At 67.5% G+C, this 22,141-nt stretch carries 25 protein-coding genes; 19 read left to right on the forward strand and 6 right to left on the reverse strand.

The features are described from left to right. Positions 1 to 3 precede the first annotated feature (3 nt). From B5M43_RS13145 to B5M43_RS13170, 6 genes are all read right to left on the reverse strand, one after another. A complete protein-coding gene (locus B5M43_RS13145; RefSeq protein WP_230640390.1) occupies positions 4 to 315 on the reverse strand; it encodes a transposase in 312 nt (103 codons plus the stop codon). Positions 316 to 638: 323 nt separating this feature from the next. Further along, complete coding sequence (locus B5M43_RS13150; RefSeq protein ID WP_230668129.1) at positions 639 to 1,712, reverse strand: S9 family peptidase; 1,074 nt, start codon at positions 1,710 to 1,712, stop codon at positions 639 to 641. 56 nt (positions 1,713 to 1,768) lie between these two features. Further along, positions 1,769 to 2,797 (reverse strand): hypothetical protein, encoded by a 1,029-nt coding sequence (locus B5M43_RS13155; protein WP_205829522.1) that lies wholly within the window; start codon positions 2,795 to 2,797, stop codon positions 1,769 to 1,771. Continuing rightward, on the reverse strand, positions 2,794 to 3,258 hold the full coding sequence (locus B5M43_RS13160; protein ID WP_067028777.1) for a hypothetical protein: 465 nt from the start codon (positions 3,256 to 3,258) through the stop codon (positions 2,794 to 2,796). The genes B5M43_RS13155 and B5M43_RS13160 overlap by 4 nt, the downstream gene beginning before the upstream one ends. A 61-nt stretch (positions 3,259 to 3,319) precedes the next feature. Beyond that, positions 3,320 to 3,784, reverse strand: coding sequence for a hypothetical protein (locus B5M43_RS13165; protein ID WP_230668132.1), 465 nt, complete (start codon positions 3,782 to 3,784; stop codon positions 3,320 to 3,322). Positions 3,785 to 4,004: 220 nt separating this feature from the next. Then, a complete protein-coding gene (locus B5M43_RS13170; RefSeq protein ID WP_134746320.1) occupies positions 4,005 to 4,256 on the reverse strand; it encodes a helix-turn-helix domain-containing protein in 252 nt (83 codons plus the stop codon). A 203-nt stretch (positions 4,257 to 4,459) separates the two neighbouring features. Here B5M43_RS13170 and B5M43_RS13175 point away from each other — a divergent pair, with 203 nt between their 5' ends. The 19 genes from B5M43_RS13175 (at position 4,460) to B5M43_RS13265 (ending at position 22,140) form a co-directional block, all read left to right on the forward strand. Next, positions 4,460 to 5,197: a hypothetical protein gene (locus tag B5M43_RS13175; protein WP_067028783.1), complete on the forward strand. Its 738-nt coding sequence runs from the start codon at positions 4,460 to 4,462 to the stop codon at positions 5,195 to 5,197. Position 5,198: 1 nt separating this feature from the next. Further along, complete coding sequence (locus B5M43_RS13180; RefSeq protein ID WP_067028787.1) at positions 5,199 to 5,810, forward strand: M23 family metallopeptidase; 612 nt, start codon at positions 5,199 to 5,201, stop codon at positions 5,808 to 5,810. Positions 5,811 to 5,829: 19 nt separating this feature from the next. Further along, on the forward strand, positions 5,830 to 6,129 hold the full coding sequence (locus tag B5M43_RS13185; RefSeq protein ID WP_067028789.1) for a hypothetical protein: 300 nt from the start codon (positions 5,830 to 5,832) through the stop codon (positions 6,127 to 6,129). Beyond that, positions 6,129 to 7,586, forward strand: coding sequence for a hypothetical protein (locus B5M43_RS13190; RefSeq protein WP_134746318.1), 1,458 nt, complete (start codon positions 6,129 to 6,131; stop codon positions 7,584 to 7,586). The genes B5M43_RS13185 and B5M43_RS13190 overlap by 1 nt, the downstream gene beginning before the upstream one ends. After that, positions 7,583 to 9,076 (forward strand): SCO6880 family protein, encoded by a 1,494-nt coding sequence (locus tag B5M43_RS13195; RefSeq protein ID WP_134746316.1) that lies wholly within the window; start codon positions 7,583 to 7,585, stop codon positions 9,074 to 9,076. The genes B5M43_RS13190 and B5M43_RS13195 overlap by 4 nt, the downstream gene beginning before the upstream one ends. Before the next feature lie 128 nt (positions 9,077 to 9,204). Beyond that, the gene (locus B5M43_RS13200) at positions 9,205 to 10,686 is read left to right on the forward strand and encodes a hypothetical protein (protein WP_134746314.1); all 1,482 of its coding nucleotides are present in this window, start codon (positions 9,205 to 9,207) and stop codon (positions 10,684 to 10,686) included. Continuing rightward, positions 10,676 to 11,950, forward strand: a complete 1,275-nt coding sequence (locus B5M43_RS13205; protein WP_230668134.1) for a ParA family protein — start codon at positions 10,676 to 10,678, stop codon at positions 11,948 to 11,950. The genes B5M43_RS13200 and B5M43_RS13205 overlap by 11 nt, the downstream gene beginning before the upstream one ends. Next, a complete protein-coding gene (locus B5M43_RS13210) occupies positions 11,911 to 13,812 on the forward strand; it encodes a type IV secretory system conjugative DNA transfer family protein (RefSeq protein WP_230668137.1) in 1,902 nt (633 codons plus the stop codon). Before B5M43_RS13205 ends, B5M43_RS13210 begins: the two co-directional genes overlap by 40 nt. Then, positions 13,809 to 14,201, forward strand: a complete 393-nt coding sequence (locus B5M43_RS13215; RefSeq protein ID WP_067028575.1) for a hypothetical protein — start codon at positions 13,809 to 13,811, stop codon at positions 14,199 to 14,201. Before B5M43_RS13210 ends, B5M43_RS13215 begins: the two co-directional genes overlap by 4 nt. Further along, positions 14,198 to 14,707 (forward strand): hypothetical protein, encoded by a 510-nt coding sequence (locus B5M43_RS13220; RefSeq protein WP_162303959.1) that lies wholly within the window; start codon positions 14,198 to 14,200, stop codon positions 14,705 to 14,707. The genes B5M43_RS13215 and B5M43_RS13220 overlap by 4 nt, the downstream gene beginning before the upstream one ends. Beyond that, a complete protein-coding gene (locus B5M43_RS13225; RefSeq protein WP_162303958.1) occupies positions 14,704 to 15,150 on the forward strand; it encodes a single-stranded DNA-binding protein in 447 nt (148 codons plus the stop codon). Before B5M43_RS13220 ends, B5M43_RS13225 begins: the two co-directional genes overlap by 4 nt. 126 nt (positions 15,151 to 15,276) lie before the next feature. Further along, positions 15,277 to 15,660: a helix-turn-helix transcriptional regulator gene (locus B5M43_RS13230; RefSeq protein WP_067028583.1), complete on the forward strand. Its 384-nt coding sequence runs from the start codon at positions 15,277 to 15,279 to the stop codon at positions 15,658 to 15,660. Beyond that, the gene (locus B5M43_RS13235; protein WP_134746310.1) at positions 15,660 to 16,604 is read left to right on the forward strand and encodes a cation diffusion facilitator family transporter; all 945 of its coding nucleotides are present in this window, start codon (positions 15,660 to 15,662) and stop codon (positions 16,602 to 16,604) included. The genes B5M43_RS13230 and B5M43_RS13235 overlap by 1 nt, the downstream gene beginning before the upstream one ends. A gap of 733 nt (positions 16,605 to 17,337) precedes the next feature. Next, entirely contained in the window at positions 17,338 to 18,336 is a 999-nt protein-coding gene (locus B5M43_RS13240; RefSeq protein ID WP_230668139.1) for an NAD(P)/FAD-dependent oxidoreductase, read from the forward strand. Then, positions 18,333 to 19,013, forward strand: a complete 681-nt coding sequence (locus tag B5M43_RS13245; protein ID WP_067028596.1) for a copper resistance CopC family protein — start codon at positions 18,333 to 18,335, stop codon at positions 19,011 to 19,013. The genes B5M43_RS13240 and B5M43_RS13245 overlap by 4 nt, the downstream gene beginning before the upstream one ends. Beyond that, entirely contained in the window at positions 19,003 to 19,545 is a 543-nt protein-coding gene (locus B5M43_RS13250; RefSeq protein ID WP_067028599.1) for a signal peptidase II, read from the forward strand. Before B5M43_RS13245 ends, B5M43_RS13250 begins: the two co-directional genes overlap by 11 nt. Next, a complete protein-coding gene (locus B5M43_RS13255; RefSeq protein ID WP_134746307.1) occupies positions 19,542 to 19,880 on the forward strand; it encodes a DUF6804 family protein in 339 nt (112 codons plus the stop codon). Before B5M43_RS13250 ends, B5M43_RS13255 begins: the two co-directional genes overlap by 4 nt. A 40-nt stretch (positions 19,881 to 19,920) precedes the next feature. Continuing rightward, a complete protein-coding gene (locus B5M43_RS13260) occupies positions 19,921 to 20,832 on the forward strand; it encodes a cytochrome c oxidase assembly protein (RefSeq protein WP_230668141.1) in 912 nt (303 codons plus the stop codon). A 696-nt stretch (positions 20,833 to 21,528) separates the two neighbouring features. Continuing rightward, the gene (locus tag B5M43_RS13265) at positions 21,529 to 22,140 is read left to right on the forward strand and encodes a TlpA disulfide reductase family protein (RefSeq protein WP_134746305.1); all 612 of its coding nucleotides are present in this window, start codon (positions 21,529 to 21,531) and stop codon (positions 22,138 to 22,140) included. Position 22,141: the final 1 nt, after the last annotated feature.

Raw genomic sequence — 22,141 nt, forward strand, 5'->3', positions numbered from 1 at the left:
CGGTCAGGGCCGGTCGAGCTCCTTCGCGAAAAACACGCTCGCGGCTTTGAGGATCTCATTCGCTTTCCGCAGCTCGGCCACCTCGCGGCGCAGGCGCTTGTTCTCCTCCGCGACATCGCTCGGGACACCGGGCTTCGCGCCCGCGTCGACCTCCCGACGACGATGCCACACCCGCAGCGTCTCCGCGCTCATGCCGAGGAGACCGGCCACATGCCGCACCGCAGACATCAGATTCGAGTGCTCACCGGAKGCCTTGGCCTCATCGAGCATCCGCAGCGCGCGCTCGCGCATCTCGGGAGAGTACTTCCGGTTCATCGCGTTCCATCCTTGCTTCAAGAACGGAACGAAACCCAGGCCGATTCAAACTTCCATGCGAGTCTTGCGCTCATTCGTGCCCGTTCGCCGGATGAAGTCGGTGACTTCTTGAACGAGATACTCCCGACGCTGCGCGAGAGGGTCTTCGGGGGTGGGGTTCGACTTCACGGTGATCCTCCATTAGTGAGCGCCCGCCGGGCTCGCGTCGGTGGGTGGTTGCTGCCGGTACAGGTACGGAAGACAAACGTCCGCCACGCTCTCTATTACTAGCCCCTCGAGAAAGTGACCGGGCAGCCAGGCGTTCTTCGGCATAGAAAGGGCTGCTAGGAGATCCGTCCGCGCGCGATCATCTGCCACCGGCCCGGGTCGGAGTTCCAGTTCAACGTGTGATCCGACACAAAGTTCTCGAGCTGGACGAGGTCGGGCCGGAGGATTGCCAGGTGACGCGCCACCGCGTGCGGAGCCGATGAATCCTTCAACCCGTGGAGGATGACCAGCGGGATGGCGAGCTTCTCGGCGCGGGCGACCCAGTTGAAACTCCGCAGAGGGACGGCTGCGTCCAGCCCGATCAACCGGGCGAGAAGTCGATACCGCAGCCACGGCCGCGCGAACGCACCAACCCATGACGGAAGCCCCGCACGAGCGCAGTTCGCATCAACCGTCGCCACCCAGTCGAGTACCGGCGAGTCGAGGATCAGGCTGTCGATGACCCCGTCGAACTCCGGGTCCGCAGCGAGTTGGAGCGCGATCGCCGCGCCCATGGACCATCCGAACAGCACAACGCGACGGGCGCCGTGGGCGAGCGCGTACCTGACGGCGGAACGGACGTCGTCGGTTTCCGTCGCGCCGAGTGTCGACCGCCCGGAGCCCACGCGCGGCCCTTCGCCGTCGTTGCGGTACGAGACGACCAGTGAGGTCAGCCCAGCATCCGCAGCCACCAGCACGCCCCGCAGCGTGCCGGCCCGCGGACTTCCGAGCCCGTGGATGTGGATCGCCCACTCATCGCTCGGGCCGTCAGAGGGGTGGATGAGCCATGCGGGAGCCGGTCCGACAGGCGTATCCACCACGACATCGACAGCATCCAGCGCTGCGTCCGCAGGGTTGCGGTAGTAGATGCCGCTCCACGACGCCCGCACTCCCGCACACAGCTCGGTGCCGGACGCGACCTCGAGAACGACGCGAGTCACCGTTGAGGCCTGCTCATCGATCACGGCGCCGAGTCGCACCCACCCGCCGTCCTCGAGCCAGAGGTTGTACCGCCCGGGCGCCTCGGTCCGCGGGGTGCGATCGAGTTCCACCGCATCCTGATCCGCGTGCCGAACCACGTCGCGCATGACCAGGTCGTACACACGTCCGCCGGGCGGTGCCGTCAGTCGCCGCGCGATCACGAAGCCCACACCGGCTGCGGCAGTCGCGACGGCCCCGAGAGCCGCGGCGGCGAGCGCGAGCCCTCTCAATGCGCCTCCTTCGGACGTCCCACATCGGGAACATCAGCGGGCCGAGCATCAGCATCCGGCGAACGCGCGACGTCGCCGGTCATCAGGTGCGCCTCCGCGCTCTCCACAGCCACTCGCTCAGCATCGCTCAACGTGAAGGTGACGCGCGGATCGATGACGGCATCCCGAACTTCGACGATCTGACGATGCAGCCGCGTCTCGTCGTCTTCACGATGGAACGACGGCTCAAGCTGACTCAAGCCTGGTCGCACGTCGATCGCTCGCTCCCAGGTCGGCGTGACCTGGGCGAGGAGCGCACGAGTCTTCTCGCCACGGGATCGGGCACGCGCCCAGCGCAACGCGGGCTGAGCACCGAGCCCGAGGCAGAGGAACAGGAACGTCGCCAGGAAGAGCGGATCGTAGGCGGCGCTGAGCCCGTCCATGAGCGTCAGGTTCCCGATGATGTGCGCGAGATCCATGGCGATGACCACAAGGGAGAGAGTGACGCCGGTGAGGCTCCCCACCAGCACCGAGACCGCTGGCAGGCGCTCCGCGCCGCGACTTCGCCCGATCTGACGAGACGCGGCAGCCGCCATGGCGGTCAGCACGACGCCGTCGTAGGTGAACTGGATGATCGAGTACGTCGCGGCGGCCGGCTGCGCCCCGAGGTCCAGCATGAACGTCGTCGTTGTCTCACCCCGGTCGATGAACGCGAAGGCTGTGACGGCGCCGACGACTGCGCCCGCCAGCACTGGAAGGCCGAGTGCAATCTGGGCGACTCGCGACTGGTACTGCATCGCCTTCGCCACTCCGCGCCCAAGGAAGAAGACGCCCACCATCAATGTGAGGTCGGCAAGCAGCGTGACGATGTTCGTGCCACCGAGCACCGCGTCGGCCCACCGGTAGGTGGTGTCGACATTGAACGTCATTGCGACCGCGATCGTCACCGCGGAGTACATGATGCTGCGATCCGCTCGGCCCCGCCGCAGGATGAGCAGGCTCGCAACGAGCAGCCACATCAGGGCGGAGGCCGCGATCGGGATCACCCGAAGATCTCCAGATAGCGAGAGTGGTGGAGAGCCGAACCACGGATCGCACCAGCGAGATGATCCGCGAGCGCCTCCGCCACGATCTCGTCGTCCGTCACGAGGTCCTGGCGGCGGAGCAGACGCTGGCGAGCGGATTCAGGAATGTCGGGCAGCAGCAAATCGGGCGTGGTCGCCTCGTCGCGTTGGTCGTGCTCGAGCATGATGTGCGCGAGCTCGTGGAGCACGAACTGCTGCCGATGCAACGCCGACTCACTTCGCGCGTGAAGGACGAGATCCTCCGTGTCCGTCATCAACCACAACGCGCAGATGCCGTCCTGGTCGCTCAGGTTCGTGAGCTCGACGATCCGAATCGGGCGCTGTCTGCGTCGCTGCAACGCGCCGACGAGATCGTCGAAGGAGAAGACCTCGCCGAGCCCGAGTTCCGCCATGGCCGTCGACACGGTCGCTTCGATGTTCACGGTTCCATTTCCCTCCGTACCATCCGACCCGTCGCGGCGCACGCATGCGGCGGGCCAGCCGCTATCTGTTCGCCACTTCCTTGTCGAGGAATCGGCTGATCGCCTCAAGCGCCTCCGGGGAGATGTCGCCGAGAGTTCGCGCCGCATACGACTTCACCTTCGCTGCCCGCATCGATCGGACGAGGTCAAGCTGCGCCCTGACCTTTGCCGGCATCGGCGCGTCGCCCCCCTCGGCAATGAACGAAGCGTCGACGTCGAAGAACTCAGCAAGCACTTCGAAGAGCGGGCGGTCTTGCACGTACCGGTGCCCATTGACCATGTACGTCCACCGAGACCGGGACAGGTTGACGCCCCGATCGCGCGCGAACGCGGCGATCTGGGAGTAGGTCGGCTCCGATCCCGTCTCGGCAATGGCGACGTCGAGCAGCAGTCGCAACCGCCTCGCCAGGTCCTCCGCCGCTGCTTTGCTTTCATCCTCTGTCATGTTCCCCTGACCATCCTCCGCCTTCGGGTAAGGCTCGGTCACAACCGTTGAGCACGCCCAACGTCCCCCACGTGAATGCTCACGCTACGTGTTGGGCATGCTCAACTCAACCGTTGCGCGGACCCGGCTCGAGTGCAAGGCTGAGTCGCGCCCACGTTTGAGCATGCTCAACGCGAGCGGTGGATGGACGACATCGCCGAGAGGGGTCGACATGCCAGACGACCGCATGCCAGACCAACGCGGCCAAGATCACGCGAACCGGCTAGAACTCGCCCAGCACCTGCTCCAGTCGCATCACCATCTCGGTGACCTGCGCGTCATCCACGATGTACCGCACGCGCTGTCCGCGCGTCGCGACGTCACGCGGCGGATCCGCGATGATCAAGCCCGCGTCGAGCAGCCTCTCGAGCCCGTTGTAAACGGTCAGTGCTGGAATCTCGAGCGCGTCGGCGATCTCGCCCCTGGTCTGGCCAGGGTTCTTCCGCAGATGACCAATGATGGTCGCCTGCATCATGTTCCCGAGAGCCTTGATCGGATCCTCCGCGTAATCACTGTTCGCGGGGCGGGTGTAACGGGGCACCGCCCCAGTCTGACGCAGGCGAGATTCACTCGTCCATCGAACGGAAGCGAAAAGTGCTTCCCCTTCGCGAGTGTAGTGTTATATGCTTCACTCATGTCAAGGCCAGGAGGACCCGAGGGAAGCGGTGGAGGCAACTGATGTCACACCCCCGAACTCCCGCGCGCCGAGGCCTCGTCTGGGCCATCGTCGGCGGCATCATCGTCGTCGCAGCCGTCGGAACGATCATCCTTTCGGCCGTCACAGCACAGGCGCCAACCGCCGACCCCTCTCCGAGCGGCGGCCCCGGCGAGACGTCCGCCCCGCCCGCGACGGCGCCTCCCACCGGCGATTACGTCGACGAGAGCGCGTCCGAGAAGGGCTGGGCACCCGAGCCGATCACGACCGAACCTGAGACCTACGTACGCGCGGCACTGGCGGCGGCGGCCACATTCGACACCCGGCTGAGCACCCGACCGGAGTGGCTGGCATACCTCGACACATGGTTCACGCCCGATACCCGCTACACATCCGAGGAGGACCGCGAAGAAGATATGCACGCCTCGCAGCTCGAACTGCGCCAGGGCGTCGTGCTCCCCGAGGACGAGTGGAACTCGCTCGCGAACGAGGAAGGGCGGGTGACAGCCGAGGTGCCGGGCGAGATCACCTACGACGACGTTCCGGAAGACGCATCCGGTGACATGCGCATCGGCACCGCCGACGTGGTGCTGACCTTCACCCGGTCCGACGGTTCCGGGAGCGAGACATCGTACGACGAGACCGTGCGCGTGAGCGTCCAGGTGCTGTGCGGCGCGGGCTCGATCCCGACGCGCGAGAGCGCGCAGCAGCCCGGCGACTGCAAGGTCGTCCGCTACTTCTCAGGATCATTGGAGCCCTGACATGGGCGCCCCGGTCGCTGCCGCTGCAGCCCTCGCGAACACGAGGACCGGGCGCAAGATCGTGACAGGGGCGATTCTCCTTCTCGCGCTTTTCGCAGCACTGCTGGCCACACCGCTCATCGCCGTTCCGTTCGCGGTCGCGGGACAGTCGGTTGCCACGACTGTCGAGCGTCGGCCGGCACTCATCACCAACAGCGAGTGGGCATACCCGCTCGCCGGCGGCTACTTCAAAGGACGAGGCTTCGGTTTCAACCCGGTGATCGGATGCAGCTACTGCTCGATCGACCACCAGGGTTACGACATGGCCCAGAGCTGCGGCGCGACGGTGTACGCGGCCGGCCCCGGCGAAGTGATCACCGCCGGTTCGTATCAGGGGTACGGGAACGCCGTCCGCATCGACCACGGCGGCGGGCTCGTGACGCTCTACGGCCACATGCAGTGGGGTTCCCTCCGCGCGTCAGTTGGCGCGACCGTCGCGGCCGGCGCCCCGATCGGGTCGGAAGGCAACACCGGACGCTCGTTCGGCTGCCACCTGCATTTCGAGGTGCAGCGAGACGGAGCCGCCATCGATCCGCAACCGTTCATGGCCGCACTCGGCCTTCAGCTCAAGTGATCAATCGAGGGAGCTAGTCATGCGAGTCACACTCTCCACCCCGGCCGACGTCGACGTCCCCGACATCGAGCCCGATTTCTCGGCGCCCTTCTTCCAGGGCTTCCAGGTCGTCGCGTCCTACATCCTTGCCGGGGCGATGATCGTCGTCCTCATCATGCTGATCATCGCGGGCGCCGCGCTCGCGTTCCGTGGCCTCGCATCGGACCGCGTGCGCACGTGGGCGGGCGAGAACATCCTGTGGATCTTCATCGCCGCCGCCGTGCTGGGCGCTGCAAGCGGCCTGTTCCAGTGGTTCGTCAACTTCGACTTCGGGTTCTGATGTCTCGGCTGCGTGCTGTGCTTATTGGGGCGGCGGTGGGAGCCGGCCTCGCCTTCGCCGCGCTCGCGCCAGCCAACGCAGCCGCGGCATCCGTCGAGGCGGCGCCCACGGCAGCCAACGCGGCCCCGGTGACGGGCGAGCCGTGGTCGTCTCCCGCCTTCCCCGTCGACTGCTACCGCGTCGACGCGCAGATCTCCTGCACGCCGCAGAGCACCGCCGACATCAAGCCTCAGCAGTGCTTCATCAACGTGTTCGTCGACGGCGCCAAGGCAACCGTGTGCACGACCGACGAGCGGCACGTGTCGGCGATCAAAACGAGCGGGGGCAAGCCTCTGCTCGTCGAGTACGGATGCTCGATTGGTGACGTGGTGTGCGTCACGTTCGAGAACGCGGGGCGCGGGATGGCCCTTTCCGCCACCGCGATGATGTTCACGGTCGCGCAGAACATGCGTTTCGACACATCGTCGGTCCTGTGGACGGCATCGACCGGCGAGTGGTCGTTCTGGCAGTGGGCCGTGCTCGCAGTCTTGTTCGGCGCGATGGTGTGGGCGATCGCGGCTGCCGTCATCTCCGGCGACCGAGCCGAACTCGTCGGCGCGGTCATCCGGAGCTTCATAGCGGTGCCCGCCACCGCGCTCACGCTCTGGGCGACCGGTCACGTGCTGAACGCCATCGACGACCTCACCTGGTACGTCATGAACCGCGACGGCCCCTATGGGTTGTTCGCGACGCTGCAGTCCGTGATGTGGGCCGGCGGGCAGGCAAACTACTTCTTCGCCTTCGTCATCCACGGCTTGCTGATGATCGGGATGCTGCTCCTCATGCTCGTGTTCGCGTTCCGCAACATCGTGCTCGCGGCCTTGATCGCGGTGGGTCCAATCGCATGGATGCTGTACCCGGCGCGCGCCGTCGGGCCGCAGTGGGTGGTGCGCTATGTGTCGGCCGTCGTCGTGCTTCTGCTCACTGGCCCGCTCACGATTGGCTTCGTCACGCTCATCATCAACGGCCTCGCAAACGTACGGACGATCTGGGACCCGCAGTCGTGGCCACTTCTGATCGGTCTCGTGCTCGTGGCTTTCGCGCCGTTCGCTGTGTTCGGTCTGTTCAGCTTCATCGGGGCCGTTGCGGCGGACTCGGTCGGCTCTCGGATCGGATCGGGCGCAGGACGCGCCGCGTCGAACGCCGCACGATCGGTAGCCCGGGTGCCGAGCCGCATCGCCGCGATACCCGCAGGCGCCGGGGCTGGCGCTGGGCGCCACGGCCCCCCGAAGGGCGCTCCGCCGGCGGGACGTGGCCCATCCTCTGAAACGCCCCAGCGATCGCCTGCCGGTCAGAACGGCGAGACAACCTCCACGAAGCCGACAGGTGCCCCCGGGGCAACGCCGACTACATCACCGCAAACGACTGCGCCAGCGGCGGCGGCGCCGCGCACTCACACCGGGAGGACACCGCGATGATGGCGACTCAGAACCTCGACCGTCCTATCCGGCTGCCGCGGCGATCCCGGCAAGGCGTCGTGATGGGGATGGATGCGTGGCAGCTGACGTGCCTCACGGTCGCCGCCGTCACGTTGCTCGTCGGCGTCAACCGCTTCGGCCCTCCCGGCCTGCTCTTCGCCGCGCCGGTGTACCTGCCGATCGGCGTGTTCGCATTCATCACGCTCCACGGCGATTCCGCTCCGCGGCAGGCGGGTCTCTGGCTCATGAAGCAGGTGCGACACATGGTCGGTGCGACGCGGCACGTCTACCGGCCTGAGCGTGCGCAGTTCGCTGGAACACTGAACCTCCCCGGTATCCGCGCCTCGATCCAGCTCTGGGATGTCGACGGGGTCGCGTGCGTGTATAACCCGCATGACCGGGCCGTCTCGGTGACCGCCGAGGTCGAGGTGCAGGGGTTCCTCATGAAGGACGTCGCGGAGCGATACGACCTGGCCCAGCAGTGGTCTCCGGTGCTGGCCTCGTTTACGCAGCGCCCTGGGATCAAGCGGGCCGTGCTGCAGGAGCGCACGATTCCGACGACGATCCGAGCCGCACGCGACCACTACGAGTCCGTCAGTCCCCGCCGCGGGGTGGACGCCGCGTCCCCCGTCGCTCGTAATTACGACGACGTGATCAACAGGTCGGAGTCGTTCGCCGTATCACACCGCAACTACCTGACGTTCACGCTCGACCTCGTCGCCCTCGCCCCGCAGCTCAAGGCGCTCGGCGGGGGCGAGGATGCGGTCAAGGCGCTCGCGCACCTCGAAGCCCGGAACCTGGCCGATGCGTTGAGCGCCGCGCGCATCCACGTGCGGCGGTGGCTGGCGGCGCGGGACGTCGCGGCTCTCGCCCGCGTCGGGTTCGACCCCGAGTTCGCCGCCAACGTCCAGAACCGCGATGAGCGAAGCGCGGGCGTCGACCCGATCGCGATCGGTCCGATGTACCTGGAAGAACCGCGCGGGGCGAACGGCATCGTCTATTCCGACTCGGGCGTGCACACCACTATGTGGATCCACGAGTGGCCGCGGTCGGATGCGGCCATCGGGTTCGTCGAGCCGATCGTGTTCGCACGCATGCCCTCGACCGGCGAGGCGATCACGCACATCCTGTCGATCGTCCTCACGCCGGTCTCCGTCAGGAAGGCGATGCGCCGCATCGAGGACGACAAGAAGGTCTGGCGCGGGAACGAGAAGCTTCGCGCGAAGCGGGGCGTCGACGGATCGGCCGCCGACGCCGCGGACTGGGAGGCCCTTGAACGGCAGGAGGAGGAGATCGTCGCGGGTCACGGCGAGTTCCGGTACGGCGCGTACCTCACCGTGACGGCACGTGATGAGCAGCAGCTCGACCAGGCGATCGCGGGCATGCGCAACGCTCTCGCGCGCGCCGGCATGGAACCGCAGACCCTGTACTGCCAGCAGGCAGAGGCACTGATGGTCAACGCCCTGCCACTCGGGCTGGGGATGAAGTGATGGTCCGCTACGTCGCAGTCTTCGAACCGGACGGTCTCTCGAAGCGTGAGCGGCGCGAGCTACGGCGCGAGGTCGCCCGCACAACGAGCCACGCCGAGCAGCCAAAGCCCAGTCGGCGCGAGCGAGCGTTGCCGGAGCCCGCGGTCCGGGGCGCCTTCGGCCCGGGCCTCGTGCAGGGCGGCTACTGGAATCTCGCGCGCCCCCGCATCCCGGCTCATCAGGCGACATCGCGTCAGATCTCGGGGATCTACCCATTCGTCGCGGATGCCGGCCTCGGGCACCGAGGACCGATTCTCGGTGTCGACCTCAACGCGGATGCCCTCTGGCACTTCTCGCCGTGGGAGGCATATGCCGACGCGACCGACCGCGGCACGTTCTCGACCAACCTGCTGGTGCTCGGCGCGTACCGAGCCGGGAAGTCCGCCACCGTCAAGACGCTCGTGATCCGGTCCCTCGCATTCGGTCATCAGGCGGTGATCCCCTCCGACCCAAAGGGCGAGTGGGTCGCCGTCGCGGAGGCGGTGGCGGGCGGGGTGATCATCCGCATCGGTGGTGGGAGCACCGCGCGACTCAACCCCCTCGACCGCGGGCCGCGGCGCGCGGATTCCGACGACGAGCAGGACGAGAAGATGGTGCGCCAACGCCGCATCACGACGCTCGTGTCCCTTATCGAGATGGCACTCGGTTCCACGAGGCTCACCGCGGTCGAGCACGCCGCGATACACGATGCACTCGAGCGCAGCATCCGCTCGACCGGTGACCGCCCCACGCTACGAGCGGTGTACGAGCACCTCGGCGCGATCATCGAAGACTCCGGCACCGACTTCCGACTCTCGGACGGCGCGGTTCAGCCGCGTTTCGTTCTGCGCCGCTTCGTCGAGGGCGACCTATCCGGGCTGTTCGAGGACGAGTCGACCGTCGCGTTCGACACCGATGCGCCCATCGTCGTCGTCGACACGAGCGAGCTGTTCGCGCGAAGCGAGCTGGTCGCACAGCTCACACAGGTGTGCACGACGGCATGGATCCAGGCGGTCGTCTCCGACCGCTCCGCCAAGCGAACCCGGTACCTGATCCGCGAGGAGGGCTGGCGCGACATGACGTCACTGAGCGCGCTCCAGATGTTCCAGCAGTGGCTCAAGCTCTCGCGCCACTACGGCATCAGCAATGTCATCATCCTGCACAAGATGGGCGACCTGGATGCGGTGGGCGACGCCGGCTCGAAGGAGCGCAACCTCGCCTACTCGATCGTCGGAGACATCGAGAACAAGTTCATCTTCCGCGTTAATCACCAGGAGGCGTCTGCGCTCCGCGAACGCCTCAACATTCCCGCGACGCACGCGGAAGACGCTCGACGCCTGCGCATGGGCGTGTTCCTCGCCTACGTGGGCCAGTACGCGTACGCGGTCGACTGCTTCGCAACCTCGACCCCGTGGGAGTTCGAGCTGTTCGCGACCGACTCTGCCGTGCATCCCGAGCAGGACGTCGACGGGATGCTGACGCCCCTCGACCTCGATGCGCTCGACCACGTCTGGCCTGAGCCTCCCCTCTCCGACATTGGCATCGACGGCTGGCTGTCGCCGGCATGGAAGGAGTCCAGTGATGAGCGTTGACATCGCCCTTCGCGTGTACGCGTCGGTCACGGGACCGACCGCGATCTTCACAACGCCCGAGGGGGTGGGCGAGCCGCTCTCCGCCCCCGCGGGCGAGGACATCCGACAGGTGATCGTGCAGCGTGCTGCCGCCGAGGCGAGGCAGGCAGCCACCGCCGTCGAGCTCGTAACGTTCGGCGATCACGGCGAACACCGGATACTCATCGACTCGGACGGCGGGATTCACCGGGCCAGGTCGCCCGAGCCGGTTAGGTTCACCGAAGCCTCAGAGGGAAAGGAGGTGGGCACCCCGGCTCAGGAGCAGGAGGCGCTCGGATTGGCTGAGGCCCCTGCCCCTGAGCCGCTCGCTCCGGCGCCCCCGACTCGGCGATCCTTCATCGAGGATGCCGACACATCGGTACTCTCTCTGGGCGGGCGAGCGCTGCTCGCGAAGATAGGGCTCGGTCCATCGCGCGCCCAGGCTGAGCGCCTCGCCGGCGAGCGCCTCGTATCGCAGCACTGGGCGGGGTGCCGGACTGCGGCCGTCGTGAACGGCAAAGGCGGCGTCGGCAAGACGATGACGACGGCGATGCTCGCCGCCGTATTCGCACGTCATGGTGGCGGAAATGTGCTGGCGTGGGACAACAACGACACGCGCGGCACCCTGGGGTGGCGCACCGAGCAGGGCCTCTACGACACCACGGTTCGGGACCTGCTGCCCGCCGCATCTCAGCTTCTCGCGCCGACCGCCGAGATCTCGGGCATCGCCCGGTTCGTGCATCATCAGCGTGTCGACCGCTACGACGTCCTCCGATCGAATCCCGAGTTGCTCGCCACGCACCAGCGAATCGAACGGACGGAGTTCGACACCCTTATGTCGGTTGCGGCCCGCTATTACCGACTCGTGTTCTTCGACTCCGGTAACGACGAGTCGGCCGAGCGATGGCTGCGGATGGTCGACTCGTCGTATCAGCTCGTGATTCCGACGCTCGCCGCCCCCGAGCCGGCGGAGTCCGCTGCGCTGCTGCTCGACGCACTTCGCGAGCGCGACGAGCGGTCCCGGGATCTCGCGGACAGCGCGATCGTGGTGGTGACCGAGTCAGAGCCGAGGGGGCCTGCCGCCGCAGAGCGCGTCGCGGACGGGTTTCGTGGCACCGTGCGCGAGGTTCTGCGGATCCCGTTCGACCCGGCCCTGAAGTCCGGCCCCCTGCGGTTCGACAGCCTCCGGCGGGCGACGCAAGATGCTTGGCTGCGCGTCGCGGCCGCCGTCGCGAGCGGGTTCTGAGGGGACACGGGATGAACGGAATACTCGGCAAGGCCGTCGCGGTGGCGATTGCTGTCGTCGTCGTCCTCAGCATCGCCTTCGCCGCGCTCACCGAAGCTATCGTCCGCGTCGCATGTGGGGTGCCGCCAGAGCCAGCATCGTTGTTCTCCGGGCTCTGGCTCGGGATCACCGGCGATCCCGATGGGTATCTACCGATCGCCGGATGCGAGCTTCCTGTTCTCGCGATCCGACTCGTCGACCTCGTGGTTGTCTTCCTCGTCGTGGGTTTGGCCACGTGGGCGTGGGTCACGTACCGCCGCTATCGCCAGTCGGACCAATCGTTCATCACCGACCTCCGGAGCCGTCCCGGGTTCGCCGAGGCATCGGAGATCCGCAAGCACCTCTCAGCGAAGGCGGTACTGAAGCGAGCGAGGCAACTCCGGCCCGACATCAGCCGGCCCCGCGCCACCGATGTGGGCTGGCGGGTCGGAAGCTCCCGCGGGATGGACGTCTTCGTGTCCATCGAGGACTCTGTCGCGCTCGAGGGCCCGCCGCGCTCGGGAAAGGGATACCGCGTACTGATCTCGGCGATCCTCGACTGGTCGGGGCCGCTCATCACGACGTCGACCACGAACGACAACCTCACCGCGACGCTCCGGATGCGCGAGCGCCGCGGGCAGGTGCACGTGTTCGACCCGCAGGGACTCTCCGGCGCGCGGCATCCGCTTCGCGTCTCTCCGATCGCAGGGTGCGAGGACCCCCTGGTCGCCATGCAGCGCGGCGCCGCGGTCATCACCGGCACCGCGCTCGGCGCCTCGAACACCAATGGCGAGTGGGCACAGGCATCCGGGGTCGTCCTCGGGCGTCTTCTGCATGCGGCGGCCGTCGGCAACTGCTCGATCGAAGACCTCTACAACTGGGGCACAAGTCCGATCCTCGCGCGCAGGTCAGCTGTCTCGATCCTCCGTTCGGACGGCGCCCCTGGCTGGGGCGACAACCTCGAAGCGACCCTCGCTTCGGACGACAAGCTCGTCTCGTCGATCTGGTTCGGCGTACAGGGCGCCGTCGCACCGCTCGCCGTCCCGAAGATCCGCGATGCACTCATGCCACGGCCTGGAGAGCCGGTCTTCGATCCGCGCGCGTTCCTCGACGGCGCGAACACGCTCTACCTGATCGGGTCGGCCTCGGGAGCATCGGCGATGGGCGGTTTCCTCGGCGCGATGCTCGACGACATCGTCGAGGTCGCGCGCATTCGCGCCCTGGCATCGCCGGGGTCTCGGTTGCAGCATCCGCTCGGGCTGATCCTGGACGAGATCGTGAACATGTTCCGGTGGGGCAACCTCCCGCGGATCATGGCGGACGGCGGTGGCCGCGGGATCTGCACGTTCGTCGTGCTGCAGGCGCTCTCGCAGGCAGAGACGTCATGGTCGCGTGCCGAGGCCGACACAATCTGGGCGGCCGCGACGGCGAAGGTGTTGCTCGGCGGCGCCTCGCACGTGAACCACCTACGCGATGTCGAGGCCCTGCTCGGAACTCGGCAGACGCGACGGACTCAGCGATCGTGGTCGACGCGAGAAGCAGGGCACTCCACGAGCGAACACCACGAACGACTCGCACTCATGTCAGTCGACGAGATCCGACGGATGCCGCAGAACGTCGGTCTGCTGGCCTACCGCAACCGGCGCGGCGTGCTGCTCGACCTCAGCGGGTGGGACGAGCGGCGCGATGCGCGCGACATCCAGGCGGGGAAGCGGTCCACCGAGGCCGAGCAACAGGGAGTCTTCGCCGAGGCGAGGAGCCCAATCCCCAGCCCGGAACCTGTACCGGCCCCGGAACCGGAGGCGGATCCGGAGGCGGATCCGGAGGCGGTGAGCGAGCCGTGAGCAATCGCCGGAAGACCGGCGCCCGCAACTCGTACCGGGCGGACTTCCTCCGCTCGCCCGCGTGGTTCGCGCGACGCGCGCGCTGGTTCCGCAGGCAGGAGCGGATGCGTCGGTCGCTACTTTGCGCGGGATGCGGACACCCCGCGACCCCCGAACAGCTCGAGCTGCACCACCTCGACTACGCGGGCGTTCGCTTCGCGAGCGGCGCGTGGCGGGCGTTCGAGCGTCACGACGACCTCGTGCCGTTGCATCCGTACTGCCACGACCTTCTCCACCGACTCATCGACCGCGACCGCGTGCTCGCCTATCACCGGGCCCGTCGCGTCGCATCGGCGATCGCGCTGGAGCGCCTCAGGATCAAGCTGCAGAACAGGGAGGCGACCTCGTGAGCGCGTTCGATCCCGGGGACATCGAGGGCCTCATCGCCGCGGAGCTCGCAGGGCTTCCGCGGCTCGGGCACGGCACTGATCCTCTCGGCTCACACCCGGTCGACTGGCGGCACCTGCCGCCGGAGCAGGTCCGAGCCGAGTGGATGGCGCTACGCGAGTGGGTCGAATGGTTCACGGTGCGCTACACCGTGCCGGTCAGTGTGGTTCCCGACTGTTGGTGGAAGCACGGCGCGCTCGTCGAGGAACTCTCCGCCCTCCACGTCGCGCACCTTGCGGCCTTCGACGACAGCGACAGCGGCTTCGGGCCGATCGGATGGCACGAACGCCTCGCGCTCGCGCGCCCCCGCCTTCAGAACGCCGGGGCCGGATGCGCGAGCGGTCACTTCGAACTCAAGCCCCGCTCGTGGGATGCCGCGACCGACGAAGCGGAATGGGACGCGTGGATCACCGAGACCCACGCCGGCCGAGACACCGCCGTGTCTCATCAAGGAAAGGGAGCAGGATGACGACCAAGATCCCGGTCACCATCGAGGGCAACCTCACCGGTGACCCCGAGCATGGCGCCGGCGAGTCGGGCAACGAGTACGCCCGGTTCACCGTCGCCGTCAACGACCGTCGCCTCAACGAGACGACGAACCGGTGGGAGGACGCGGGCACGGTGTTCCACCGCGTCGTCGTGTTCAATCAGCAGTCCCGGCACGTCGCCAATTCGCTCCGCAAGGGCGACTCGGTGATCGTCGCCGGCGACCTCCGCTTCGGCACCTACACCGACAAGGAGACGGGCCAGGCCCGCGAAACTCGCGACATCATCGCCGACAACGTCGGCGCATCGCTCAAGTTCGCGAGCGTTGCGGTCGACCGGGTCCCAAAAGCCACGAGCCCCGCGGCTGACGCCTCGGGGCCTGTGACGGTGCCGGTCTCGCATACCGGCGCCGGGGTTGCTCGCTGAGCCGAACGGACTCGAGCGGGACGAGAGTTAGCGTACTCTCGTCCCGCTCTGAACCCGCCACTGGTTATCGCTCTCAAGAACGTCTCCTCACTAGAACTCATCGCAGATGAGCGTCATCATCGTCACATGACGATGATCGATGTCGAGCCGCCTCGGTTGGACGAAGAGGCAACCGCGGTTTATGCGCACCTGTTCCAAGCGCTCGGGGAGCCCGCCCGGCTGGCGGTCCTGCAGCACCTCGCACGCGGCGAGCACCGCGTGCGCGATCTGGTCGATCACATTGGTCTGGCGCAGTCGACCGTCAGCAAGCACCTGAGCTTCCTGTTGGAATGCCGCCTCGTCGACGTGCGCCCGGACGGCCGATCGTCCTGGTACTCGCTTTCAGAGCCAGCGGCGATCTCGCATCTGATCGCTGCGGCCGAAGACTTGCTCGAAACGACGGGAACCAAAGCGGAGTTGTGCGCGCACCTGCGCCGCCGGGACCCGGCTGATGCGGAAGGTGATCTTTGATGGGCGCGGGACACGACCACGGACCGACCGCAGCGGAGAGCGCGGGACGCCCGGGCGACCACCGCCGGAAGCTCTGGACGGCGTTCGGCATCACCGCGTTCATCGTGGTCGCACAGGCCGTCGGGTCGATCGTCACAGGCAGCCTGGCGTTGCTCACGGACACCGCCCATGCGCTGACCGACGCGTCCGGCTTGCTGGTGGCCCTCGTCGCGGCGACCTTGATGTTGCGGCCCGCGACATCCACGCGCACCTGGGGGTTCCGACGCATCGAGGTGATGGCGGCGCTCGGCCAGGCCACCCTCTTGCTGGGTGTCGGGCTGTACACCGCGATCGAAGGCGTCAAGCGCCTTTTTGAGCCCCCGGAGGTCCCCGCCACTGAGCTGCTTGTGTTCGGCATCGTCGGGCTGACAGCGAACATTGTCGCGATCCTCATCCTCTCGTCGAGCCGCGGGGCGAACTTCAACATGCGCGCCGCGTTCCTGGAGGTCCTCAATGACGCGCTCGGATCCCTCGGAGTGATCGTCGCGGCGATCGTGATCGTCACCACCGGCTTCCAACGGGCCGACGCCCTCGCCGGCCTGTTCATCGCGGCGCTGATCGTGCCACGTGCATTGACCTTGATGCGCGAGACGGCCGGCGTGCTGATGGAGTTCACACCCAAAGGCCTGGACCTGGAAAAGGTGCGTGAGCATATCCTCGAGCTTGATCACGTCAAAGATGTCCATGACGTGCATGCCTCGACGGTCGCCACCGGACTGCCGACGCTCACAGCGCACGTTGTCGTTGAAGACACTTGCTTCACCGACGGGCACGCCGCCGAGGTGCTCCGGGAGGTCAAGGCGTGCGTTGCAGAGCACTTCGAGGTGTCGGTGCCCCACTCGACATTCCAGATCGAGACCGAACACATCAGCGACTACGAAGCCGACACGATCAAGCACGCGTGAGCACCGCATCGAGCGGGCTCGACGCCATCGGTTCCCGGGCGATCCAAAGACCGCCGTTCTATAGTGAGCGGGATGTCTCGCCCCGCCCCGCCCCGCCCCAGTGCGGTTCTGAGTGAGCGGCTCACGATAACGAGAATCATCACGAGCGTCGTGCTGGTTTTGCTGCTGTTGCTCGGTGCGTGGGGTGCGACCCATCTCGACCCCGAGACTGCGCCAGACAATGCGGCGACGGAAGTCGCGGCTGAGGCATCCGTCATTGCGGCGGAAGATGCGGCGGTTGTGGCGGATGCGAGCGGCGCCGCTGGTTTCGGCCTCGCTGCTTGCCTACTCGGGGCGTTCTGCGGCCTGCTGCTCGTCTTGTCCTTCCTTCGGTTGCGCGGCAGGCACCTGCCCGGGGTGTTGGCAGTCGGATACCGACGCGTCTGGAGACGCCCGATGAGGCCTGCCATGGCGCGTCAACGTACGACGTTGACACTTTCCGAGCTGTCCGTCTCTCGGACCTGACTCACGGCACCGCCTGAGGGGCGGTGATCCGGCGCGCCCTGCCGAGGGGCACGTCGGTGCTGACGTGTCGTGAGTTCTGGATGCTTGGGAGCCCTGTTGTGAAAGCCTCTCAGAAGGCTGGTCTGATCGCCGCCGCCGTATTGGTGGTGTGCCTCGCCGTCGCGTTGGTCTGGTCCTTCGTCGCTGTGATCCTCCTGATCGTATGAGCGGGACGAGCGTGAGGATCGGCTTGTCGCACCGCCGTGCGATCATCGTCGGCGCCGGTCAAGCCGGCCTTGCTGTCGCCGCCGCCCTCATTTCACGTGGCCTCAGCCCGCAACGCGATTTCGTCGTCGTCGATCAATCTCCAGGCGTGCGAAGCTGGGAAACCAGATGGACGTCCCTGACGCTGCTCAGCGACGTCCGCCACAGCACGCTGCCAGCGCTGTCGTTCCCCGGTGAGCCGCAGTCCCGGCCGCGGGCACGCGAGGTCGCGGCCTACCTGAGCGCGGTCGAGAAGCACCTCGGCATCGCGCCCGTGTGGGGTGTGCGCGCAACCGGCGTGCGCCGCCTGGGCTCGAGCGCGACCCTCCTGCTGGAGACCAGCGCCGGGAGCGTGCAGACCCGCAACGTCGTATGCGCCACCGGCGCGAACAGCCGACCACGCTTGCCCGCCTGGGCAGGAGACATCGCACCACCCGGCCGCTTGATGCACAGCAGCGCCTACAGATCCGCGGCGGATGTGCCGCCCGGCGACGTGCTGATCGTCGGCGGAGGCAACGCGGGCGCGCAGATCGCTCGGGAGCTGAGCGGGACGCACCGCGTCACCCTCGCCGTGCGCAACCCGCGCCGCTACCGGCACGTCGCCACCTTCCCGCGGGCCGCCGGGTCCCGGAAGAGGCTCGGCAGTATTCGACCCGAGCCGTTGTTCGGCGACAGTTATGCGCAACTTCAGCGCGACGGCATCGACGTCGTTCCCGCCGTCGTCGGGGCGAGCGATGCTGACGTGACGCTCGCTGACGGGCGTCGCCTTGCACCGGCGTCGGTGATTCTCGCCACCGGATTCCTCCCGGGCGACGACTGGCTGCCCACTGAGGTCCGCGACGCTCCGCTCGGCCGGACGCGGACGAGCGTGCCCGGCCTGTTCGTCGCAGGCATGCCGGGCTACGGGCATCCAGGCTCCGAGAACCTGGACGGCGTCTGGCGAGACGCCGCGACGATCGCCCGACACATCGCCAACCGCCCGTGAAGGAAGACGACATGACAAACACACCCGAACCGGCCCGCTCCGAGGCGCGTCGCCCTCCGAGGCCACGGCGAACCACCAGGGCAGCGATCGCGGTCGCCGTCGCGACGATCGGCCTGGCGCTAGGCCCGTCGACGTCGGCGCTCGCCGCCGAGGACCTCATCTCGTCTTACCCCGCAGCCGATTCCGTCACAGCCACGGGGCCGGACGAGATGACCCTGACTTTCGACGAGAAGCTGCGCCCCGGTAGCGATGTGGTGCTCATCGAAGTGATCGCCCCGTCTGGAGAGAACGTCGTCGTGGACGAGGTCAGCTTCAACGGCGCCAGTGCCACACAGCATCTGGCAGCGACCGCGGCACCCGGCCAGTACGGCGTGCGCTGGCAGCTCACCTCCGACCGCGGCGAGTTGACCGAAGGTGAGTACACGTTCACTATCGATCCTGCGCTGAACACGACTGCACCGTCCCCGGATCCGACATCGGACGCGGCGCCATCGCCACACCCCGACGAAGCTCCATCCGATTATGAAGCCGGCACGGCCCCGCAAGCAGACGGGATCTTCCTGCCGTTCATCGGCGTCATGTTTCCGATCGCGATCATCGCCCCCGTCGCCGGGATGGTCCTGATGATGCGACGGGACCGGAAGCGCCGAGACATGCGGGGCTCCGATGAGGCATGAGCACCTCCTGCGGCTCGCGATGGCGTGCTCGGTCGCAGCGGCCGTGCTGGTGATCGATCAGGTGAGCAAAGCGCTCGCCATCGCGGAGCTGACTGGTCTCGGGCGGATTCCGCTGCTCGGAGACCTGTTGGGGCTGCAACTCGCATACAACCCCGGCGCAGTGCTGTCGCTCGGCGCAAACCGGACCTGGCTGTTCACGCTCGTCGGCGTCATATTCATTGTCGCCGCCTGCGCCGCCCTCTGGCGCTCGCGGACCATGGCACGCTTGGTCGGGCTGGCGCTCATCCTGGGCGGCGCGCTCGGGAACCTGGTCGATCGGCTGTTCGCTCCGCCCTCATTCGGGCAGGGGCACGTCACCGATTTCCTGGCCTACGGTGAGCTGTTCATCGGCAATCTCACCGATGTCGCGCTCGGCATCGGCGTCGCGATCTTTGTGCTCGCCAACCTCCGCGAACGCAGGCGCGAAAGCGCGGCACCGGAGCGCGTGCCAGCCGCATCCGACATACCCGCGGCTCAGAACGGAGAATCATGAACCAACGCCCCCGGACGCCCTCGCAGTATCAGCGCAACGCGCTTGCCCCGAGCCTGATCGCCGCGCCGACACTGTTCCTCGCCCCGCTGCTGCTCGGCGGCGAGTGGGCGACGATCGTGCTGTTCATCGTGGCGATCTTCGCGATGATCACTGCGTGGTTCGCATTCCAAGCGCGCCAGTGGTGGTGGATCATCGTGTTCGCCGCCATCGCCGTGCTATGGAACCCCGCATACCCGTTCCCGTTCGAGGGACCGTTGTGGACGGCTGCGCAGCCCGTGGCGGCGGTGACATTCCTCACCGCGGGCGCGCTCATCAAGATCCCGCGCCCGTCCTGACCTCGCGATGGACAGCACACCGACCCTGCCGCCGCCGGGATTGCTCGAGTACCTCGTCCCTGGGCCGTACCCAGCATCGCCGCTGGCTGCACTGGGGATCCTGCTCGCCATCGCGTACCTTGCCGGCGCCATGCGGCTGTGGCGGCAGGGGCGACGCTGGCCGGTCTCGCGCACGTTCTGCTTCCTCGCCGGCTGTGCGGCGCTGGTCATCATCATGGGGCTCGGCGTGGAGAGCTACGGATATGCGCAGTTCTCCGTGTTCATGTTCCAGCAACTCACTCTGATGATGGCGATCCCACCCCTGCTCGTCCTCGGTTCACCCGGGACGCTGCTGTTGCGCGCCACGCCGCACTGGGGTCTCGGACGTGCAGTGCTGCGTCTCGCCCACGGGGCGCTGCGCAGCCGGGCGGCCCGCTGGGCGTTGAGCCCCGCGGTAGCGCTCCCGCTGTACCTGCTGGCGTTCTATGGCCTCTACCTGGGGAACCTCGCCGACCCGATCCTGCGCCTTCCCGGCGGCCACCAGACGTTGGAGATCGGCTTCTTCCTCACCGGGATGCTGTTCACGATCCCCGTCCTCGCCGACGACCCCGTGCCCGCGCGGATGGGCTACGGGGCCCGAGCACTCGATCTGTTCGCCGAGGCGGCACTCCATGCCTTCTTCGGCGTCTTCATCATGATGAGCGACACACTCATGATCGGCACCTTCGTCCAGCCCACCGCCGCACTCGGCCTCGACCCGCTCGAGGACCAGCGCGTGGCGGGCGCCCTCGCCTGGTCATACGGGGAGGCGCCCACGCTGCTCATGGTGCTGTACATCATGCACCGCTGGTTCCGCGAGGACACCGCTCGCGCCCGCGCACACGACCGATACGCCGACGTACACGGCGACGACGACCTCGACGCCTACAACGAGTATCTCGCCCGGCTCCATGAGCGTCGCCGACCGCGCTGAGCAGCCCCGTGCGACCAATTGCTGATTCGCCCGTGCCCCGGCCCCACCCGACTAGTTTCCTGGAACGACGCGGGACAGTCCTCTCAGCCACCGCGACTACCCTGGAACACGTGAAGCCGACCGGTCCCCGCTCCCCTGAGAAGGGGCGCGAGTGCGGCTCGGTTCTGCGGCTCGTGCTGGCACTCGGAGCCGCGGCGCTCCTGCTGCTGGGCATCTGGGCATCGTCGGCCCACGAGGGCCTGGAGGGCACACCAGCTGTTCCCATCTCAGCGACAATCGCCGGGTCTGCAGACATGCCAGCCATCGATGATGAGGCGATCGCCACACTCATGCCGGCGGAGGACGAGCTGGGTACGGCCGGTCTGTGTCTGCTGGGTGCACTGTGCGGCGTACTGCTGGCGATCTTCGCGTCGCGGGCGCTGGCCGGTCGCCCTGTCCTCTCCCTGCTATCGGTTTCGTCGCCGTCACTGTCGCCGGTGCTCCCACGAGTGCGTCTATTCCGGCCTTCGGTGACGCCTACGACCCTCGGGATCTCCCGGACTTGATCGGATCCGTGCGCGGCATCGCCTCCCAGCGGCGGCGTCGCGCGCCTGCCTGAGCACTGATCGCCCATGGGCCGCGCGGAATGCTGCCGCGGTGGCAGGCGATGGCGACCAGGCGTGCTCCGGATCCGTGACCGTCCCAGGAGACCTTCACATGCCATCTCTTTCCCCTTCCCTATTTCATCGCGGTGCAGCTGCGCTCGGGGCCCTGCTGCTGGTCCCTCTGGTTGGCTGCGCGCCGCAGGACGGCGTCGCAGCCAAGTACGACGTCGGCAATCAGACCTACGAATCCGGTGACTTCCGCGTCGAGTCGATCGCCTCCGAAGAACGGGGCGAGCCCGTCGTGTTCGACGGCGTCACGGAGCACGGCGAAGCTGTGTCAGACGACGATTTCGCGGGCCGCGTGTACGTCGTGAACTTCTGGTACGCCGCCTGCGGCCCCTGCATCGCGGAGGCGCCGATGCTCGAGGACGTCTGGCAGGACTTTCAGGCCGAGGACGTCGGGTTCCTCGGCATCAACATCTATGACCAGCCCGCCACGGCCCGCGCCTTCGCCGCAGACAACGGCATCACCTACCCGAGTGTGATCGACGCGGACAGTGGCCAGGTGAAGCTCGCCTTCGCCGCCGCGACGCCGATCCAGGCGACGCCTACCACGCTGGTGATGGACCGGCAGGGCCGGGTCGCGGCGCGGATCATCGGGCAACTGCAATCAGCGTCGATCCTGTCGACGCTGGTCTCCGACGCCTTGGCCGAGGACGGCTGAG

This window comes from Microbacterium sp. MEC084 (assembly GCF_004514465.2).
Classification (GTDB): domain Bacteria; phylum Actinomycetota; class Actinomycetes; order Actinomycetales; family Microbacteriaceae; genus Microbacterium.

What these genes read in the sequence shown, in the direction of transcription:
- B5M43_RS13175 (WP_067028783.1), top strand. Translation starts at nt 4,460, where the DNA reads ATGTCACACCCCCGAACTCCCGCGCGCCGAGGCCTCGTCTGGGCCATC.
- B5M43_RS13265 (WP_134746305.1), top strand. Translation starts at nt 21,529, where the DNA reads ATGCCATCTCTTTCCCCTTCCCTATTTCATCGCGGTGCAGCTGCGCTC.
- B5M43_RS13255 (WP_134746307.1), top strand. Translation starts at nt 19,542, where the DNA reads ATGAACCAACGCCCCCGGACGCCCTCGCAGTATCAGCGCAACGCGCTT.
- B5M43_RS13205 (WP_230668134.1), top strand. Translation starts at nt 10,676, where the DNA reads ATGAGCGTTGACATCGCCCTTCGCGTGTACGCGTCGGTCACGGGACCG.
- B5M43_RS13190 (WP_134746318.1), top strand. Translation starts at nt 6,129, where the DNA reads ATGTCTCGGCTGCGTGCTGTGCTTATTGGGGCGGCGGTGGGAGCCGGC.
- B5M43_RS13250 (WP_067028599.1), top strand. Translation starts at nt 19,003, where the DNA reads ATGAGGCATGAGCACCTCCTGCGGCTCGCGATGGCGTGCTCGGTCGCA.
- B5M43_RS13170 (WP_134746320.1), bottom strand. Translation starts at nt 4,256, where the DNA reads ATGATGCAGGCGACCATCATTGGTCATCTGCGGAAGAACCCTGGCCAG.
- B5M43_RS13235 (WP_134746310.1), top strand. Translation starts at nt 15,660, where the DNA reads ATGGGCGCGGGACACGACCACGGACCGACCGCAGCGGAGAGCGCGGGA.
- B5M43_RS13180 (WP_067028787.1), top strand. Translation starts at nt 5,199, where the DNA reads ATGGGCGCCCCGGTCGCTGCCGCTGCAGCCCTCGCGAACACGAGGACC.
- B5M43_RS13230 (WP_067028583.1), top strand. Translation starts at nt 15,277, where the DNA reads ATGACGATGATCGATGTCGAGCCGCCTCGGTTGGACGAAGAGGCAACC.
- B5M43_RS13195 (WP_134746316.1), top strand. Translation starts at nt 7,583, where the DNA reads ATGATGGCGACTCAGAACCTCGACCGTCCTATCCGGCTGCCGCGGCGA.
- B5M43_RS13185 (WP_067028789.1), top strand. Translation starts at nt 5,830, where the DNA reads ATGCGAGTCACACTCTCCACCCCGGCCGACGTCGACGTCCCCGACATC.
- B5M43_RS13225 (WP_162303958.1), top strand. Translation starts at nt 14,704, where the DNA reads ATGACGACCAAGATCCCGGTCACCATCGAGGGCAACCTCACCGGTGAC.